Source organism: Micromonospora sp. CPCC 205561 (genome assembly GCF_036906775.1).
Classification (GTDB): domain Bacteria; phylum Actinomycetota; class Actinomycetes; order Mycobacteriales; family Micromonosporaceae; genus Micromonospora.
In genome coordinates, this window is record NZ_JBAKHV010000009.1 from 60,536 (window position 1) to 78,870 (window position 18,335).

The window sequence follows — 18,335 nt, forward strand, 5'->3', positions numbered from 1 at the left end:
GGGCGGCGACGGGCCGGATCAGGCGCGCAGGCCGAGGCGGAACACCAGGTCGAGCAGGGCGAAGAGGAACAGCGCGATGCCGACGAAGCCGTTGGCGGTGAAGAACGCCCGGTTGACCTTGCTGAGGTCGGTCGGACCGACCACCAGGTGCTGGTAGCCGAAGGCGAGCGCGGTCAGCCCGAGCCCGATCCACCAGAGCCAGCCGAAGCCGATCAGCACCCCGAACCAGACGAAGAGCGCGAACGTCACCACGTGCGCGACCGTGGAGGCGTGCAGCGCGAACCGCAGCCCGTAGCGTGCCGGCACGCTGTGCACGCCGATCTGCCGGTCGACCTCGGCGTCCTGGCAGGCGTAGATCAGGTCGAAGCCGCCGATCCAGAGGCCGACGGCCACGCCGAGCAGCCAGGCCGGCCACGAGCCGTCCAGGGTGCCGGTGACGCCCAGCCAGGCGCCGACCGGCCCGACGGCCTGGGCGAGGGCCAGGATCGCGTGCGGCCAGTTGGTGAACCGCTTGCCGTACGGGTAGACGACAAGCGGCACCACGGCGAGCGGGGCGAGCACCAGACAGAGCGGGTTGAGCAGGGCGGCCGCGCCGAGGAAGACCACGAGCGCGACCGCCGCGCCGGTCCAGGCCGTCCGCACGCTCACCGCCCCGGTGACGAGCTCCCGGGAGGCGGTACGCGGGTTCCGCGCGTCGATCCGCCGGTCCAGGATCCGGTTCGCGGCCATCGCGAACGTCCGCGCACCGACCATCGCCACGGTGATCAGCAGCAGGTCCACCCAGCGCACCCGCCCGCCGTGCACCTGCATGGCGGTGAGCGCCGACAGGTACGCGAAGGGCAACGCGAACACGGAGTGTTCGATCGCCACCAGGTCGAGGAAGGCGCGCACCCTCCCCCGCGATCTTGCACTTGCCGCCGGGGCGGAGCCGACGGAACCGGGCGAACCGGGGGCGGAAACCGCGAGATCGCGCGGGTCGGCGGGGGTGGCCATCAGATGCCGTACTCCTTCCAGCGCTTGTCGACCAGCGAGACGACCTCGGGGGCCATCCTCATCTCCTCCGGCCAGCCGCGGGTGTAACCCTCGGTGGGCAGCTTGCGGGTCGCGTCGACGCCCGCCTTGCCGCCCCAGAACTGCTGGTAGGACGCGTGGTCCAGGTGGTCCACCGGGCCCTCGGTGAGGAGCAGGTCACGGGCGTAGTCGACGTTGCCGAAGGCGCGGAAGGCGACCTCGTTGTAGTCGTGCACGTCGCAGTCCTCGTCGACGATCACGATCAGCTTGGTCAGCGACATCATGTGCGCGCCCCAGATGGCGTTCATCACCTTCTGCGCGTGCTTCGGGTAGCGCTTGCGGATCGACACGATCGCGCAGTTGTGGAAGACCCCGGCGGCGGGCAGGTCGTAGTCGACGATGTCCGGGATCAGGAAGCGCAGCAGCGGCGCGAAGATCCGCTCGGTGGCCTTGCCGAGGCCGTGGTCCTCCTGCGGCGGCTGCGACGTGACGATCGAGTGGTAGACCGGGTCGCGCTGCGTCGTCATGCACTCGATGTGCATGACGGGAAAGGGCTCCACCGGCGTGTAGAAGCCGGTGTGGTCGCCGAACGGGCCCTCCGGGAGCCGCTCGCCCGGCTCGATGTACCCCTCCAGGACGACCTGCGAGTGCGCCGGCACCTGGAGCGGGACCGTCAGGCAGTCCACCATCTCGACCCGCTCGCCCCGCAGGTAACCGGCGAACAGGTACTCGTCGATGTCGGCGGGGAGCGGCGCGCTGGCCGAGTACGCCACCGCCGGGTCGGTACCGATGGCGATGGCCACCGGCAGCCGCTGCCCGAGCCGCTCGGCGACCGCGTGGTGCGCCGTCGAGTTCTTGTGGATCTGCCAGTGCATGCCGATGGTGTTCTGCGAGTGCTGCTGCAACCGGTACAGCCCCAGGTTGCGCTTGCCGGTCTCGGGGTGCTTGGTGTGGGTCAGCCCGAAGTTGTGGAAGATCCCGCCGTCGCCCGGCCAGACCTGCAACCCCGGGAGCCGGTTCAGGTCGACGTCGTCGCCGCGGTAGACCACCTGCTGGCAGGGAGCGGTCCTGACCTTCTTCGGCGGCATCGACTTGAGCTGCATGACCTTGCCGAGGCCGTCCATCATGCCGGAGAGGCCCATCGGCAGCTCCGGCTTGAGCATGTCGCCGATCCGCTCGCCGATCTCGTCCAGCGACTCGACGCCGAGCGCCATCGCCATCCGCTTCTCGGTGCCGAAGAGGTTGATCGCCACCGGCATCTCGCCCCGCGTCGGCCGCTCGAAGAGCAACGCCGGACCGCCGGCCCGGACCGTCCGGGTGACGACCTCGCTGATCTCCAGGGTGGGATCGACCGGGGCGCTCACCCGCCGCAGCTCGCCCGCGCGCTCCAGCGCCGCGAGGAAGTCCTTCAGGTCTGTGTACGGGAAGCCACGAGCCGCCATGCCTGCCAGTCTCCCGCACCGGTCACGGCGGCGACCACGCCGGGTGGTGTGACACCGGCGATCACGGGGTTCCGGACCGCGTGGGGGCCCCTGCGCAGCGTACGGGCGGCCGAGCCGGAGGTTCTGAACGCCATCGGCCGGCAGCTACCCCGCACGCCACCCGGAGGTGATCAGTCGAGGCCGCCGTACGAGTGCAGGCCCTCGAAGAAGATGTTCACGCCGAAGAGGTTCATCAGCATGGTGAGGAAGCCCGCGATGGCCAGCCAGGTCGCCACGTTCCGCCGCACGCTCGGGGTGGCCCTGGCGTGCAGGTAGCCGGCGTAGATCACCCAGGAGATGAACGACCAGGTCTCCTTCGGGTCCCAGCCCCACGGCCGCCCCCAGGCCGCCTCGGCCCAGATCGCCCCGGCGATCACCGCGAAGGTGAAGACCGGGAACGCGAAGGCGTGCAGCGTGAAGGTCAGCCGCTCCAGCGCCGCCGCCGCGGGCAGCCGCTTCGCCAGGGTGTACGGGAAGCTCCGCCGGCCCTGCTCGTAGCCGGCGCGCATCAGGAACGCCACCGCCGGCACCGCGCCCAGCAGGAAGATGCCGGAGGCGAAGACGATCGTCGAGACGTGGATGACGAACCAGTACGAGTTGAGCGCCGGCACCAGCGGCACGATCGGCGTGTAGAGCACCAGCTCCGCCGTCGCGACCAGCAGCACCATCACCAGCGTCAGGAACAGCCCGAGGCGGCGCAGCTGCGGCCGCTGCCAGAGCACCACCAGCCAGGCGGCGACCCCGATCCAGGTGCCCGTGAGCACGAACTCGTACATGTTGCCCCAGGGCATCCGGTCGGCGGCGAGACCGCGCGTGACCAGCGCGCCCAGGTGCAGCAACGCCCCGAGGGCGGTGGCCGCGACCGCGACCAGGCCCGCCAGCCGGGCGCGTCGGGCCGTGCGCTCGGCGGCCGACGCGCCGGTCCCGACGGGTACGCCCGAGGTGACGCCCCCCGCCGCCCCCACGCCGGCACCGACCAGCTCCCGGGCGTGCGCCACGGACCGGGCACGGGAGTTGCCCAGCGCGTACTCGACGGCGTGGCTGATCATCGCGACCAGGTACGCCAGGATCGCGAACGACACCAGCTGGTCGGAGAGTGCGGACATCACTCGGCTCCTTCTCGCGCTCCGGCCCGGTCGCCGCCGTCGGGGTCGACCCCGGCCTCCTCGTCCGACCGCCCGTCGCCGCCGATCGCGGCCACGAGCTGCGCGAACTCGTCGGCGAACCCGGGATGGTCGGTGCGCGGCAGGCCACCGGCCTCGACCAAACTACTACCGCCCGTCGGAGATCCACTCGTGGGGTCGGCCGGCAGCACCCGGAAGAAGACCCGGCGGCGCCGGCCGAACAGCGAACCCATCAGCCCGACCAGCAGGACGGCGGAGCTGACCAGCAGCAGCGTCGAGCCGGGGTCGTACCGGACCGACAGGGTGATGTACGGCTCGGTGCCCAGGAACTCGACCGTGGTGCCGTCGTCCAGCTTCCAGGTCTCGCCCTTGCGGAGCAGCTTCGTGCCGACCTCCCTGACCTTGCCGGCCCGCACCTGCCGCTGGTCCAGCTCGTAGACCGAGCCGGGGATGCCGGCGTCCAGCCCCAGGTTGCCCCGGTAGGCGACCAGGTTCAGCGCGGGGTTGCGCTCGGCGGGGTACTCGGAGCGGGCGAACGGCGCGGCGGCGGGCGCGGTCGGCAGGTAGAGGCCCGAGAAGGCCATCTGGAGGTTCGCGTCCCGCTCGCCCGTCGCCGGGTCGACGTTGATGTCCGGGAAGGCCGCCAGACCCTCGCTGGTCAACCCGACGTCGCCCGTGGTCAGGAACGGGAAGTTGCTGGTCTGGCTCTTGCCGAACCGGTCCGTGTAGCGGATCACCGGGGCGTAGCCGTGGCCGAGCAGGTAGACGTTCGCACCGTCGAGGCGCAGCGGGGAGTTGACCGAGAAGTTGGCCTGCCGCCGCCCGCCGTCGGCCTCGTCGACCGTCACCTCGGCGTCGAAGAACTCCGGCTGGCCGGACTCCAGGAACCGCGCCTCGAAGTCGTCGAGCCGGATGCAGAAGCCGGGCAGGTCGGCGCTGCCGACGCGGGGGCCGAGCTTGCTCTCGGCGTACTGCTGGCGGGTGTTGCAGAACGCGTTCTCCTCGCCGGCCACCAGCAGCTTGTTGCCGCTCCAGCCGTACCAGGAGCCGAGCGCGACGCCGACCAGCACGAACACCAGCGAGCTGTGGAAGAGCAGGTTGCCGGTCTCCTTGAGGTAGCCCTTCTCGGCGGAGACCTCGTCGCCACGCACCACCACCCGCCACCGCCGCCGGCGCAGCGTCTCGGCGATCGCCGCCGCGCCGTCCCGCGGTGCGGCCAGCACCGCGTGCTGCGGCAGCCGGTCCAGCCGCTTCGGCGCGGCCGGCGGCTTCGACCGCAGCGCCCGTACGTGGTCGCGCAGCCGGGGCGCGATGCAGCCGATCAGCGAGGTGAAGAGCAGCAGGTAGATCGCGGAGAACCAGACCGAGCCGAACGCCTCGAAGGCGCCGATCCGGTCCAGCACCGGGGCCAGCTCGGGGTGCGCGACGAAGTAGTCCCGCACGTCCTCCGGATTGACCCCGCGCTGCGGCAGCACGGAACCCGGGATGGCGGCCACCGCGAGCAGGAAGAGCAGCACCAGGGCCGTACGCATGCTGGTGAGCTGCCGCCACGAGTTGCGCAGCAGGCCCAGCAGGGGGTTGGGCCGGCGCCGGGGGGCCTCGGCCGGCGGTGCCGGCCGGTCGTCGACGGCGGTCATCAGATGCTCACCTCGCCCACCCCGACGATGGTCCGCAACCAGATCACGAAGTTCGTCCAGCCGCCCGTGACCAGCGCGAGGCCGATCAGGATCAGCAGTGCCCCGCCCACCCGGGTAACCCAGCGGCTGTTGCGCCGGACCGCCCGGAACACCCCGAGCAGCCGCTCGAAGCCCAGCCCGAAGACGACGAACGGAATCCCCAACCCGAGGCAGTACGCCACGGCGAGCACCGCGGCCCGGTCGGTCTGCCCGCCGACGGCGGCCATGCCCATCACCGCGCCGAGGGTCGGGCCGACGCACGGCACCCAGCTGAGCGCGAAGACCGCGCCGAAGACCGGCGCGCCGAGCAGCCCGGCGGCGGGCAGCCGCTGGATCCGGAACTCCCGCTGCAACCCCGGCAGCAGCCCGACGTAGCTCAGCCCGAGCACGACGATCAGCCCGCCGATGACGATCTCCAGCGCCCGCTGGTACTCGAAGAAGACCCGGCCGACGCCGGCGAAGAGGATCGCGGTGGCGGTGAAGACGACGGTGAAGCCGCCGATGAACAGCAGCGTGCCGGCCAGCACCCGCCCCTTCACCCCGGCGGTCGCCGGCGCGGTGCGCTCCCGCACCGCCACCCCGCCGCCGTTCTCCCCGCTCGCGGCGCTCCCGGCGCCGGGCCGGGGCTCCGTCGCCGGCCGGCGGCGGGTTTCGAGGTCGGCGCCGGCGAGGCCGGTGACGTACGAGAGATAGCCCGGCACCAGCGGGAGCACGCACGGGGAGAGGAAGCTGACCAGCCCCGCGAGCGCCGCCGCGCCGATGGCGAGCAGCAGCGGGCCCGACCGGGCGAGTTCGGAGAACGTCTCGCCCATCAGCGGGAACCGTTGGCCGGCGGCCGCTCGGCCGCGATCCGCTCGACGATGGGCTGGAGGCCCTCCTGCTTCACCGCCGCCCGGATCACCGTGGCGATCCGGCCGTCCCGGTCCAGCACGACGGTGGCCGGGATGGTGTTCGGCGGGATGTCCAGGGCGAGCGCCAGCCGGCTCGGCGGGTCGAAGAGGCTCGGGTAGGTGACCTTGAAGCTCTCCTCGAAGGCGAGCGCCTTGTCCCGCTGGTCCTGGATGTTGATGCCCAGGAAGGTCACCCCGGAGGCCTTCGTGGCCTGGTAGGTGTTCTCCAGGTCGTCCGCCTCGGCCCGGCACGGCGCGCACCACGAGCCCCAGAAGTTGACCACCACGACCTGGCCCCGGTCCTTCGCCACGTCGTGGTCGCCGCCGGTGAGCAGCTCGCCGGCGAGCTTCGGGGCGGCCGAACGCTGGTCGGGGGCGCACTCGATGATGCCGTCCCGGTTGTCGCAGGCATCCTCCCCGTCGCGTGCCGAGCAGCCGGCCAGCGCCGCCGTCGCGACGGCGGCGAGCAGACCCGCGGTCCACCTCCGGGCGTTCATCAGGCCCCCTTGGCCGTCCTGGCGGTCGGCGACATCGCGATCAGGTGGGCGGCCGGCTCGGAGTAGCCGATGCCGACCACCTTGGCGCCGTCGAAGTGGAAGGAGGTGAGGCTGGCCAGCCCGCACTGGCGCTTGCGCGGGTCGTGCCAGAGCCGCTTGCGCTCGACGTAGCGGCGCAGCGTCCAGATCGGCAGTTGGTGGGAGACCAGCACGGCCTCGCGCCCCTCGGCGGCCACCCGGGCGGCGTGCAGGGCGGCGAACATCCGCTCCGCGATGGCGCGGTAGGCCTCGCCCCAGGACGGAGTCACCGGGTCCCGCAGCACCCACCAGTTGCGCGGGTCGCGGAACGAGCCGTCGCCGGGCGAGACCTTCTTGCCCTCGAACCAGTTGGCGCTCTCGATCAGCCGCTCGTCCACGCCGACCGGCAGCCCGAACTGCCCGGCGATGGGCTCGGCCGTCTGCTGGGCGCGTTCCAGCGGACTGGCCACGACGTGCACGACCTCCCGCTCGGCCAGCCCCTGCGCGGCGGCCTTCGCCATCTGCACGCCCAGCTCGGAGAGGCGGAAGCCCGGCAGCCGGCCGTAGAGGATGCCGTCCGGGTTGTGCACCTCGCCGTGCCGCAGCACGTGGACCACCGTCTTGCTCACCGCTGCGCCCCCTTCGCTCGCGACTGCGGGGCTCGCAGACCCGGCTCACTCCTCGCGCTCACCGCTGCGCCCCCTTCGCTCGCAACTGCGGGGCTCGCAGACCCGGCTCACTCCTCGCGCTCACCGCTGCGCCCCGTGACCCGCCGCTGCCGCGACGTTGGCCGCCACCGGCAGCGCGGCGGCGAGCTGCTCCAGCGCGGCGTCGTCCAGCGCCGCCGACACGAACCACGCCTCGAAGGCGCTCGGCGGCAGGTAGACGCCGCCGGCGAGCATCGCGTGGAAGAACGCCTTGAACGCCGGCACCTGCTGGGTGCGGGCGCTGTCGTAGTCGACCACGTCGGCGTCGGTGAAGAAGATCGAGAACATGTTCCCCGCGTACGACAGCCGGTGCGGGACGCCGGCGGCGGCCAGCGCGTCGGCGGCGAGCCGGCTCACGACGGCGGCCGTCTCGTCCAGCCTGCGGTAGAGCGCGTCGTCGGCCAGCCGCAGGGTGGCCAGGCCGGCCGCGCAGGCCAGCGGGTTACCGGAGAGGGTCCCCGCCTGGTAGACCGGGCCGGCGGGGGCCAGCCGCTGCATGATCTCCGTCCGCCCGCCGAACGCCGCGGCCGGCAGCCCACCCCCCATGACCTTCCCGTACGTCCACAGGTCGGCGTCGGAGGGGTCGAGGCCGTGCCAGCCGGCGCGGGAGACCCGGAACCCGGTCATCACCTCGTCAACGATGAGCAGCGCGCCGTGCGCGTGCGCGATCCGGGCGAGTTGCTGGTTGAAGCCGTCGCGCGGGGCGACCACGCCCATGTTGCCGGCGGCGGCCTCGGTGATGATCGCGGCGATGTGCTGCCCCTCGGCGGCGAACGCCTGCTCCACCGCGGCGACGTCGTTGTACGGCAGCACGATCGTGTCGCCCGCCGCCGCGCCGGTCACCCCCGGAGAGTCGGGCAGGCCGAGGGTGGCCACCCCCGAGCCGGCCGCGGCCAGCAGGCCGTCTGAGTGCCCGTGGTAGCAGCCGGAGAACTTGATGATCCGGGGACGGCCGGTGAACCCACGCGCCAGCCGGATCGCCGACATGGTCGCCTCGGTGCCCGAGTTGACCAGCCGTACCTGCTCGACCGGGGTGCGGTCGACGATCTCGGCGGCCAGCTCGACCTCGCCCGGGGTGGGCGTGCCGAAGCTGGTGCCCCGGGTGGCGGCCGACCTGATCGCGTCCACGACCTCCGGGTGCGCGTGGCCGAGGATCAGCGGGCCCCAGGAGGAGACCAGGTCGACGTAGCGCCGGTCGTCGGCGTCGTAGAGCCAGGGCCCCTCCCCCCGCACCATGAAGCGCGGGGTGCCGCCGACGGCACGGAAGGCGCGCACGGGGGAGTTCACCCCGCCCGGCACGATGGCCGTGGCGCGGTCGAACAGGGCCTCGGAGGCCGGCGCGTCGGCCGGGTAGCGGCCAGATCCGGCGGGAAACATATCGGTCACGATGCCGCCATTGTGTCAGCGTCGGGCCGCGAATCGGCAGCCACCCCGTGCCGGGGTTACCAGGCTCACCCGGGGCCGGGCTCCTACGCCCGGCGGGGCGCGGGCTCGCGTACCGGGAGCGGGGCTCCTCGCGCCGCTCGGAGTGGGCAACGCGGGAATCTCCGGGTCCGCCGCCGACGGCGGCGCCACCACCGGCCCGGGCCTGCCTCACCCCGGGTCGGCGGGCCGTCATCCCGGGGCCGGGTGGGCCGTCATCCCGGGGCCGGTGTGGCCTCGGGAGCGTGGCGCGGGTGGCCGGTAGGTCGGGTCGCCGCCGCTCGACGGGCCGGGTCGCCTGGATCGCGCTAGGCTGACCCGGTGGATCGTGCCGAACTGTCCATCACGCTACACCGGACGGGCGACGAAGCTGTGCTTCGCCTGGCCGGTGAGATCGACATGCTCACGGCCGCCCAGCTGTCGACGGTGGTCAACGAGGTGCTCGCCGACCCGCCGCCCCGGATCGTCCTCGACCTCGGCGGAGTCACCTTCTGCGACTCGCAGGGCCTCGGCACCCTCGTCGTGCTCAGCCGCAAGGCCAGCCACGCGCAGTGCCTGCTGATCCTGACCAACGTCGGCGACTTCCTGCTCCGCGTCCTGGACATCACCGGCCTCCGCAGCGCCCTGATGATCCGCAACGACCAGACCACGGGCTGACCCACCCTCCCCTCACGCCCCAATCCCGCCCACCCCACCCCACACCACCCCACCGGCGCGCCGATCTTGCAGTTCCGGCCCCCGGGATGTCCCGTTCATCCGGTATGCGAGGGTCCGAAGTGCAAGATCGACGCGCGGAGGGTCGACGCGCGGAGGGACGGGGCGGGGACGGGCGGGGGGCGGGGACGGGCGGGGGCAGGGGTTAGGGGGTGTTGCCCCAGCGGGCCTGTTCCAGGAGTTGGACCGCGCGGTCGCGGGCGTCGGGGTCGTCCGCGTTGAGCATCCCGGTGGCCTCGTCGACCGCGTCGGTCAGCACCCGCAGTTGCGCGTCCCGTTCCCGCACCAGATCCGACTGGGCCGCGAGCTGGCGGGTCTTCACCCACAGCTCGACGAAGACCGACACCTTGGCGCGCAGCACCCACGGGTCGAACGGCTTGGTCAGGTAGTCGACCGCGCCGACCGCGTAGCCGCGCAGTGCGAGCTGGGCGTCGCGGTCGGCGGCGGTGAGGAAGATGATCGGCACGTGCCGCGTACGCTCGCGCCGCTTGATGTGGCTGGCCGTCTCGAAGCCGTCCATGTCCGGCATCTGGGCGTCCAGCAGGATCACCGCGAAGTCGTCGACCAGCAGCTGTTTCAACGCCGCCTCGCCGCTCTCCACGGCGACGGACTGCACCGGCAGACCCTGGAGAATCGCCTCCAGCGCCATCAGGTTCTCCCGGCGGTCGTCCACCAGCAGCGCCTTTGCCATCTGGGTCACGAACTCTCCTCGTTTCGGCTGCCGCTGATCCAGGACGACATGAGTTCGATCAACTCGTCCAGGTCGACGGGTTTGGTGATGTAGTCGCTTCCTCCGGCCGCCAGCGCCGACTCGCGGTCGCCGGGCATGGCCTTCGCGGTCAGGAAGACGATCGGCAGGTCGGCGAACCGGTGGTTGCGCCGGATCTGTCGGGTCGTCTCGTAGCCGTCCTGGTCGGGCATCATCGCATCCATCAGGACGATGTCCACCTCCGGATGCTCGGCCAGCAGGCGGACGCCGTCCGCACCGTTGTCCGAGTAGAGCACGGTCAACCCGTGCAGTTCCAACGCGCTGGTCAACGCGAAGACGTTCCGCACGTCGTCGTCGACGATCAGCACGGTGGCCCCGTCCAGCCGCCGGGTGACCGGCGTGGAGGTCGGCTCGGGCAGCTCCGGCGGCGGCATCAGCAGCGAGGACGGCAGGCCGGCCCGGGCCGGCGACGGCGGCAGCGGCGCGACCACCGCGTCCGGGGCGAGCACGTCCGGCACGAAGAGGGTGAACGTCGAGCCCTGGCCGGGCGCCGACGACACCACGATGCTGCCGCCCAGCAGCCGGGCCAGGTCCCGGCTGATCGACAGCCCCAGCCCCGTGCCGCCGTAGCGGCGGCTGGTGGTGCCGTCGGCCTGCTGGAACGCCTCGAAGATCAGCGACAGCTTGTCGTCGGAGATGCCGATGCCGGTGTCCACCACCGTGAACGCGATCACCTGCCGCGCGTTGGTCAGCGCCGGCACGTCGAAGACCGCGTTCTCGGGCGCGGGCGCGATCCGCAGCGTCACCGCACCGTTGTCGGTGAACTTGACCGCGTTGGAGAGCAGGTTGCGCAGGATCTGCTGGAGGCGTTGGGCGTCGGTGACGAGCGCGCCCGGCAGGTCCTTGCTGATCCGCACCTGGAAGTCCAGGCTCTTCTCCTCGGCCTGCGGCGCGAACGCCTGCTCCACGTAGCCGCGGATCTCGTCGAACCGGACCTCGGTGGGCTCGACGTCCATCCGTCCCGCCTCGATCTTGGACAGGTCCAGGATGTCGTCGATCAGGGAGAGCAGGTCGGAACCGGCGCCGTGGATCGTCCGGGCGAACTCGATCTGCTTCGGCGTGAGGTTCCGCTCCGAGTTCTCGGCCAGCAACCGGGCCAGCAGCAGCAGGGAGTTCAGCGGCGTACGCAGCTCGTGGCTCATGTTGGCCAGGAACTCCGACTTGTACGCCGACGCGCGGGTGAGCTGCTGGGCCTTCTCCTCCAGCCCGAGCCGCGCCAGCTCGATCTCCCGGTTCTTCGTCTCGATGTTGCCCTTCTGCTCCGAGAGCAGCTGCGCCTTGTCCTCCAGCTCGGCGTTGGTGCGCTGGAGCTCCGCCGACTGCTCCTGCAACTCGTGGGCGAGCCGCTGGGACTGGGAGAGCAACTCCTCCGTACGGCGGTTGGCCTGGATGGTGTTGACCGCGATGCCCGTGGTGAGCACCAGCCGCTCCAGGAACGACAGGTGCAGCTCGGAGAAGGCGGCGACGCTGGCGAACTCGATCACCCCGAGCAGCTCGCCCTCGAAGAGGACGGGCAGCACGACCAGGTCGGTCGGCGGCGTCTCGGCGAGCCCGGAGCGGAGCATCAGCTTGCCGTCGGGCGCGCCGCCCATCCGGATGGTGCGGCGGGAGAGGGCGGCCTGCCCGACCAGCCCCTCGCCGGGGCCGAAGGTGACGTCGTGCCCGCGGGCGACGTAGCCGTACGAGGCGGTCAGCCGCAGCCGCATCACGCCCTCGGAGTTGTCGGCCAGGAAGAACGCGCCCAGCTGCGCGTCGACGAGCGGAGTCACCTCCATCATGATCATCCGACAGACCTCGCCGAGGTCGCGCTGCCCCTGGAGGAGGCCGCCGATCCGCGCCAGGTTGGAGTCGAGCCAGCCCTGCTCGGCGTTCTTCTTGGTCGTCTCCCGGAGGGTGACGATCATCTGGTTGATGTTGTCCTTGAGCTCGGCGACCTCGCCCTGCGCCTTGACCGCGATGCGCTGGGTCAGGTCACCCCGGGTCACCGAGGTGGAGACCTGCGCGATGGCGCGCAGCTGGGTGGTGAGGGTCGAGGCGAGCTGGTTGACGTTCTCGGTGAGGTCGCGCCAGGTGCCCGAGACCCCCTTGACCTGGGCCTGACCGCCCAGCTTCCCCTCGGAGCCCACCTCGCGGGCCACCCGGGTCACCTCGTCGGCGAACGACGACAGCTGGTCCACCATCGTGTTCACCGTCGACTTCAGCTCCAGGATCTCGCCCCGGGCGTCCACGGTGATCTTCTGCGACAGGTCGCCCTTCGCCACCGCCGTGGTGACCGAGGCGATGTTGCGCACCTGCGACGTCAGGTTCGACGCCATCGAGTTCACGTTGTCGGTCAGGTCGCGCCACGTACCGGAGACGCCCTTGACCTGGGCCTGACCGCCCAGCTTCCCCTCCGTGCCCACCTCGCGGGCCACCCGGGTCACCTCGTCCGCGAACGACGACAGCTGGTCCACCATCGTGTTCACCGTCGACTTCAGCTCCAGGATCTCGCCCCGGGCGTCCACGGTGATCTTCTGCGACAGGTCGCCCTTCGCGACGGCGGTCGAGACCTGGGCGATGTTGCGCACCTGGGCGGTGAGGTTCGACGCCATCGAGTTCACGTTGTCGGTCAGGTCGCGCCAGGTGCCGGCGACGCCGCGCACCTGGGCCTGGCCACCCAGCTTCCCCTCCGTGCCCACCTCGCGGGCCACCCGGGTCACCTCGTCGGCGAACGACGACAGCTGGTCCACCATCGTGTTCACCGTCGACTTCAGCTCCAGGATCTCGCCCCGGGCGTCCACGGTGATCTTCTGCGACAGGTCGCCCTTCGCCACCGCCGTGGTGACCGAGGCGATGTTGCGCACCTGCGACGTCAGGTTCGACGCCATCGAGTTCACGTTGTCGGTCAGGTCGCGCCACGTACCGGAGACGCCCTTGACCTGGGCCTGACCGCCCAGCTTCCCCTCCGTGCCCACCTCGCGGGCCACCCGGGTCACCTCGTCCGCGAACGACGAGAGCTGGTCCACCATCGTGTTGACGGTGTTCTTCAGCTCCAGGATCTCGCCCTGCGCGTCGACCGTGATCTTCTGAGACAGGTCGCCCTTCGCGACGGCGGTGGAGACCTGGGAGATGTTGCGCACCTGGCTGGTCAGGTTGCCCGCGAGCTGGTTGACGTTCTCCGTCAGGTCGCGCCAGGTGCCGGAGACGCCGCGCACCTGGGCCTGGCCGCCCAGCTTGCCCTCGATGCCCACCTCGCGGGCCACCCGGGTCACCTCGTCCGCGAACGACGAGAGCTGGTCCACCATCGTGTTGACGGTGTCCTTCAGCTCCAGGATCTCGCCCTGGGCCGCCACCGTGATCTTCTGCGACAGGTCGCCCCGGGCCACCGCCGTGGAGACCTGGGCGATGTTGCGCACCTGGGCGGTCAGGTTGGACGCCATCGAGTTGACGCTGTCGGTCAGGTCCTTCCAGGTGCCGGCAACGTTCGGCACCTCGGCCTGGCCGCCCAGCTTGCCCTCGGTACCCACCTCGCGGGCCACCCGGGTGACCTGCTCGGCGAAGAGCCGCAGGGTGTCCGTGAGGTAGTTCATCGTGTCGGCCAGCTCGGCGACCTCGCCGCGCGCCCCGACCGTGATCTTCTGCGACAGGTCGCCCTTCGCCACCGCCGTCGCCACCTGCGAGATCGACCGCACCTGGCCGGTCAGGTTCGACGCCATGGTGTTCACCGAGTCGGTGAGGTCCTTCCAGGTGCCGGCGACGCCGCGCACGTCGGCCTGGCCGCCGAGCTTGCCCTCGGTGCCGACCTCCCGGGCGACCCGGGTCACCTCGTTGGAGAAGGACGAGAGCTGGTCGACCATCGTGTTGACCGTGCGGCCGATGCGCAGGTACTCGCCGCGCAGCGGCCGCCCGTCGATCTCCAGCGCCATGTGCTGGGAGAGGTCGCCGTCGGCGACCGCCACGATGACCCGGGCGATCTCGGTGGTCGGCCGGCCCAGGTCGTCGATCAGCGAGTTGACCGCGCGCTGCCCCTCGGCCCAGGAGCCGTCCAGCCCCTCGTCGTCGAGTCGTTCCGTGAGCCGGCCGTCGCGGCCGACGATCCTGCTGATCCGCCGCAGGTCGAGGTACTGCCGCTCCTGGAGCGACACGACCTCGTTGAAGGCGTCCGCGACCTCACCGGCCCGGCCCGCCCGGCGGGGCAGCCGGACCTTGAGATCGCCCCGGCGGACCCGCCGCAGCGCCTCGGTGAGTTCGCCGAGGAGCGCCTCGTGGTCGGGCGCGGACGGATCCGCGGTCACCGACTGTTTCGCCGTGGTCATCATTCCTCGCTCAGCTCGGGGCCACCGACTCCTGCCGACGCCGGCCATCCCATCATTGTCCCGCGACCCCGTCCGCGCCACGTCCACGCGCCGGCCGTCACACCCGGTCACGCCCGCGCCGCCCGGCCTTGGGAGAAGACGGGGTCACCGTTACGGTTCGCCCCCTTTATCCCGGCCCGTCGAGCTGGCCGGCGCGCCACGGGCCACCCGTCCGGGCATCGGCTTGGCACCCGAGCGGGCGGCGGTGGAGGATACGGGGATGTCAGCGGAGGCGGGGCCCGCGGCGACCGGGGGCCGAGACGAGCACGTCCGGCGCGTCAGGCTCCCCGCCGACCGGCGTACGCCCGCCGCCGCGCGGGCCCTGGTGCGGTCCGTGCTGACGGAGGCCGACCTGGAGGAACTGGCCAACGAGGCCATGCTGCTCACCACGGAGCTCAGCACCAACGCGGTCGAGCACGCCCGCACCGAGCTGGACATCGAGGTGGTGGCCGACCCGCTCGGGCTCACCGTCACCGTCTCCGACTTCGCGACCGGCCCGGTGGAGGAGCTAATCATCGGCGTCCGCAACGACGCCACGGACATCGACGAGGTCTCCGTACGCGGTCGGGGACTGCTCCTGGTCGACCACTTCGCCAGCCGCTGGGGCACCACCTATCTCCGCACCGGCAAGGGGGTCTGGTTCCGGCTGGACCGGCCCGGCCCGCCGCCGGGCGACCGGGACGCCGCGGCCGCGCGGTGGGCGGTGCCGGGCGGGGCGGCCGTGGCCGGCGGCGCGGCGGCGGAGAGTTCCGCGCCGAGCGCCGGGGCGATGAGCGAGCTGATGCAGACCACCCCCGACCCGTACGCCGAGGACCCCCTGCCCGAGTTCGCGACCAGCCTGCTCACCCGCGTGGCGGAGATGGTCGGAGCGGCCGGCGGGACGGTCCGACTGGACCGGGGCGACGGGCAGGGCATCCAGGCGCTGGCCCGGTACGGCCGCCAGCCCCGGCCCGGCAACGAGCTGCTCCGGGTGCCGCTGGCCGTGCACCGGCCGTACGCCGGGGAGCTGGAGCTGGACGCGGCCCCGTCGGCGTACGCGCGACCGCTGGCCGTGCTGATGGCCGAGCGCCTCTCGCTGCACCTGGAGAACGACCGGCTGCGCCGGGCGGACGTCCGCCGGCGGGCCTGGCTGACCTTCCTCGCCGAGGCCAGCGAGCTGCTCGCGCAGTCGCTGGACGTCGAGTTGACCATGGCACTCGTCCCGCAGCTCGTGGTGCCCCGGCTCGGGCAGTGGTGCGCGGTCCACACGACCGACGAGTGGGGCCGGCTGCGCCTCGCGGCGGCCAGCCACGCCGACGAGTCGGTGCTGCCCCAGCTGCACCAGGTGCTCGAGGAGACCGGCCCGGACTCGGTCCAGGAACGGCTGCGCGAGGCGTCCCGCAACGGCACCCAGATGCCGATCGGCGCCCCAATGGAGGGCTTCGCCGTTCCGCTGATCGCCCGGGGCCAGCGGCTCGGCACGCTGGCCGTCGGCCGGCACCAGCGGCACCGGCACGACCCGGACGAGGTCGCCGTGCTGGAGGACGTCGCCCGGCGGGCGGCCCTGGCGATCGAGAACGCCCGGATCCACGCCGAGCGCCGGCGGATCGCGCACACGCTCCAGCAGTCACTGCTGCCGCCGGTGCTGCCCGTGGTCGAGAACATCGGCCTCGCCGCCGAGTACGTTCCGACCGGCGGCGACGTCGACGTCGGCGGCGACTTCTACGACGTCGTGCCGCTGCCGGACGGGCGCTGGCTCGTGGTGATCGGCGACGTCTCGGGCAAGGGGGTGCAGGCGGCGACGGTCACCGGCCTGGTCCGCGACGTCATCCGGGTGCTGGTGGGCGACGGCAAGCCGCTGCCGGAGGCGCTGGCCCGGGTCAACGAGACGCTCTTCGAGCGGGGTGGTGGGCGCTACTGCACGCTCGCCCTCGCGGCGGTCGGCCCCGGCGACGGCGACCAGCTCGACGTCTCCCTGCACCTCGCCGGCCACGACCGCCCGGTGCTGCTGCCGGCCCGCGGCGGGGCGCGTTTCGTCGGCACCGGGGGGACGGCGCTCGGCCTGCTCGACTCGATCGCCTCGCCGTCGGCGGTGTTCTCGCTCGATCCGGGCGACGCGCTCGTCTTCTACACCGACGGCGTCACCGAGCGGCGGCGCGGCCGGGAGCTGTTCGGCACCGACCGGCTGCGCGACGCCGCCGCCCCGCTGGCCGGCTACTCGGCCGACGTGATCGCGGCCCGGCTCCGCTCGACGGCGATCGGCTTCTCGACCGAGGCACCCCGCGACGACATCGCCATCCTGGTGCTCCGCAACGACACCACCTGAGCGCGTCGCCGCGAGCCGCCCGGTCGGCTCAGAGGCCGCCGGGGAGGCGGCCCGGGGCGAGGCGGCGGTGCGGGTCGAGGTGCTCCTTGGCCGCGCGCAGCCGGGCCAGCCCGGCCAGCTCGCCCCACAGGTCGACGGCCCGCCGTACGGCAGCCGGCGCGGAGACCACGACGCACCGCCCCTGCCGGGCGAGGAGCACGCCGCGGACGGCGGCCAGGATCGACGCCACCCGGTCGGGGGCCATGGCGCCGGGCAGGGCGGCGTGCACCACGCCGAGGCCGGCGGAGCCGCGCACCGGGACGGGGCCACCGGCGGCGTCGCGCAGCGCGTAGACGGCGGCGTGCAGGTCGGCGATCGGCACCTCGATGCGCAGCGCCGTGTCGCCCGGGCCGAACGGGTAGCGCCGCCACCACTGCGGTGCCGAATGGCTCACGCCGGCGCCACCGCCGAGGAGCGTGACGAGCCGGTCGGCGCGCTCGGCGACGTCGGCCGGGCCGCCCTCCAGCAGCACCACCAGCCGGCCGGCGCCGGCGCGCCCCGACATGGACGGGTGGGCTGCCATCGCGGCGGCCCGGCTGCCCTGGCGCGGCCGGGCTCCCGGGCCCGCCGGCAGGTCCAGCTCGACCGCCGCCGGGTCGAGGCGCGCGGCGAGCACGGTGCGGACCAGGTCGTGCACCTCCAGCGGGGTCCAGACGGGGCGGCTGACCCAGATCCGGCCGGCCGGGACGGCCTGTACCCGCAGGGTCGCGGAGACCAGCACGCCGAGCGCGCCCTGGGAGCCGCAGAGCAGTCGGGCCAGCTCCAGCCCGGCGACGCCGCCCCCGGCGTCGACCAGTTCGCCGTCGGCGTCGAGGTAGCGCACCCGGACGAGCTGGTCGCAGGGGCTGCCGTGGCGGTGCCGCAGCGGCCCGGCCTCGGCGGCGGCGAGCACCCCGCCGAGGGTGGCGCCGGGCGAGGGGGCGTCGAGCGCCAGGCGCTGCCCGGTGCGGTCCAGTGTGGCCTGCACGGCGCGCAGCGGGGTGCCCGCGCCGACCTCCGCGGTGGGCGCGCCGACCGGCTCGTGCCCGATCCCGGCGAGCCGGCCGGTGTCGAGCATGATGTCGACCCGGTCGGGAGCCGCGCCCCAGTCGATCTTCGTGCCGGCGCCGCGCGGCACCACCGTCAGGTCGTGCCGGGCGGCCAGCCGCAGCACCTCGGCGGCGGCGCGCGGGCCGCCCGGAACGGCGACCCAACGGGCGGGGCGGCCGGCCACCTCGTCGGCGGGGCCGGCGAAGCGGGCGAACGGCGGGCCGCAGATCTCGGTCAACCGCCGGGTGATGTCGAGTGCTCCGGGCCGGTCGGTGGAACTCGCTGCAGCCGCCATGCCGGCCATCGTACACATGTTCGA

13 protein-coding genes are annotated in these 18,335 nt (G+C 72.8%); 2 read left to right on the forward strand and 11 right to left on the reverse strand.

What is annotated here, in order from left to right; translation table 11 throughout:
- Positions 1-18: 18 nt before the first annotated feature.
- The 8 genes from mqnP to hemL all read right to left on the reverse strand — a co-directional run bounded on the left by mqnP (position 19) and on the right by hemL (position 8,790).
- Positions 19-993, reverse strand: a complete 975-nt coding sequence (gene mqnP / locus V6V16_RS08120; RefSeq protein ID WP_334561045.1) for a menaquinone biosynthesis prenyltransferase MqnP — start codon at positions 991-993, stop codon at positions 19-21.
- Positions 993-2,453 (reverse strand): menaquinone biosynthesis decarboxylase, encoded by a 1,461-nt coding sequence (locus V6V16_RS08125; RefSeq protein ID WP_334561048.1) that lies wholly within the window; start codon positions 2,451-2,453, stop codon positions 993-995. The genes mqnP and V6V16_RS08125 overlap by 1 nt, the downstream gene beginning before the upstream one ends.
- 170 nt (positions 2,454-2,623) lie before the next feature.
- Complete coding sequence (ccsB, locus tag V6V16_RS08130) at positions 2,624-3,598, reverse strand: c-type cytochrome biogenesis protein CcsB (RefSeq protein ID WP_334561050.1); 975 nt, start codon at positions 3,596-3,598, stop codon at positions 2,624-2,626.
- The gene (gene resB / locus V6V16_RS08135) at positions 3,598-5,253 is read right to left on the reverse strand and encodes a cytochrome c biogenesis protein ResB (protein ID WP_334561051.1); all 1,656 of its coding nucleotides are present in this window, start codon (positions 5,251-5,253) and stop codon (positions 3,598-3,600) included. The genes ccsB and resB overlap by 1 nt, the downstream gene beginning before the upstream one ends.
- Positions 5,253-6,104, reverse strand: coding sequence for a cytochrome c biogenesis CcdA family protein (locus V6V16_RS08140; RefSeq protein ID WP_334561053.1), 852 nt, complete (start codon positions 6,102-6,104; stop codon positions 5,253-5,255). Before V6V16_RS08140 ends, resB begins: the two co-directional genes overlap by 1 nt.
- Positions 6,104-6,679: a TlpA family protein disulfide reductase gene (locus tag V6V16_RS08145; protein ID WP_334561055.1), complete on the reverse strand. Its 576-nt coding sequence runs from the start codon at positions 6,677-6,679 to the stop codon at positions 6,104-6,106. Before V6V16_RS08145 ends, V6V16_RS08140 begins: the two co-directional genes overlap by 1 nt.
- Positions 6,679-7,326, reverse strand: a complete 648-nt coding sequence (locus V6V16_RS08150; protein ID WP_334561057.1) for a histidine phosphatase family protein — start codon at positions 7,324-7,326, stop codon at positions 6,679-6,681. The genes V6V16_RS08145 and V6V16_RS08150 overlap by 1 nt, the downstream gene beginning before the upstream one ends.
- A 120-nt stretch (positions 7,327-7,446) precedes the next feature.
- Positions 7,447-8,790 (reverse strand): glutamate-1-semialdehyde 2,1-aminomutase, encoded by a 1,344-nt coding sequence (hemL, locus tag V6V16_RS08155; RefSeq protein ID WP_334561060.1) that lies wholly within the window; start codon positions 8,788-8,790, stop codon positions 7,447-7,449.
- A gap of 357 nt (positions 8,791-9,147) precedes the next feature.
- Here hemL and V6V16_RS08160 point away from each other — a divergent pair, with 357 nt between their 5' ends.
- Positions 9,148-9,483 (forward strand): STAS domain-containing protein, encoded by a 336-nt coding sequence (locus V6V16_RS08160; protein ID WP_334561063.1) that lies wholly within the window; start codon positions 9,148-9,150, stop codon positions 9,481-9,483.
- 202 nt (positions 9,484-9,685) lie between these two features.
- On the opposite strand, the gene V6V16_RS08165 is transcribed toward V6V16_RS08160, so the two are convergent.
- Both V6V16_RS08165 and V6V16_RS08170 read right to left on the reverse strand, forming a co-directional pair.
- On the reverse strand, positions 9,686-10,240 hold the full coding sequence (locus V6V16_RS08165; RefSeq protein ID WP_334561065.1) for a response regulator: 555 nt from the start codon (positions 10,238-10,240) through the stop codon (positions 9,686-9,688).
- Positions 10,237-14,604: a HAMP domain-containing protein gene (locus tag V6V16_RS08170; protein WP_334561066.1), complete on the reverse strand. Its 4,368-nt coding sequence runs from the start codon at positions 14,602-14,604 to the stop codon at positions 10,237-10,239. The genes V6V16_RS08165 and V6V16_RS08170 overlap by 4 nt, the downstream gene beginning before the upstream one ends.
- Positions 14,605-14,863: 259 nt before the next feature.
- On the opposite strand from V6V16_RS08170, the gene V6V16_RS08175 reads away from it, so the two are divergent.
- Positions 14,864-16,948 carry a SpoIIE family protein phosphatase gene (locus tag V6V16_RS08175; RefSeq protein ID WP_334561068.1) on the forward strand — a complete coding sequence of 695 codons (2,085 nt, stop codon included), beginning with the start codon at positions 14,864-14,866 and terminating at the stop codon, positions 16,946-16,948.
- A gap of 28 nt (positions 16,949-16,976) precedes the next feature.
- Here the strand turns inward: V6V16_RS08175 and V6V16_RS08180 are convergent, their stop codons facing one another.
- Positions 16,977-18,311: an FAD-binding oxidoreductase gene (locus tag V6V16_RS08180; protein ID WP_334561071.1), complete on the reverse strand. Its 1,335-nt coding sequence runs from the start codon at positions 18,309-18,311 to the stop codon at positions 16,977-16,979.
- Positions 18,312-18,335 lie beyond the last annotated feature (24 nt).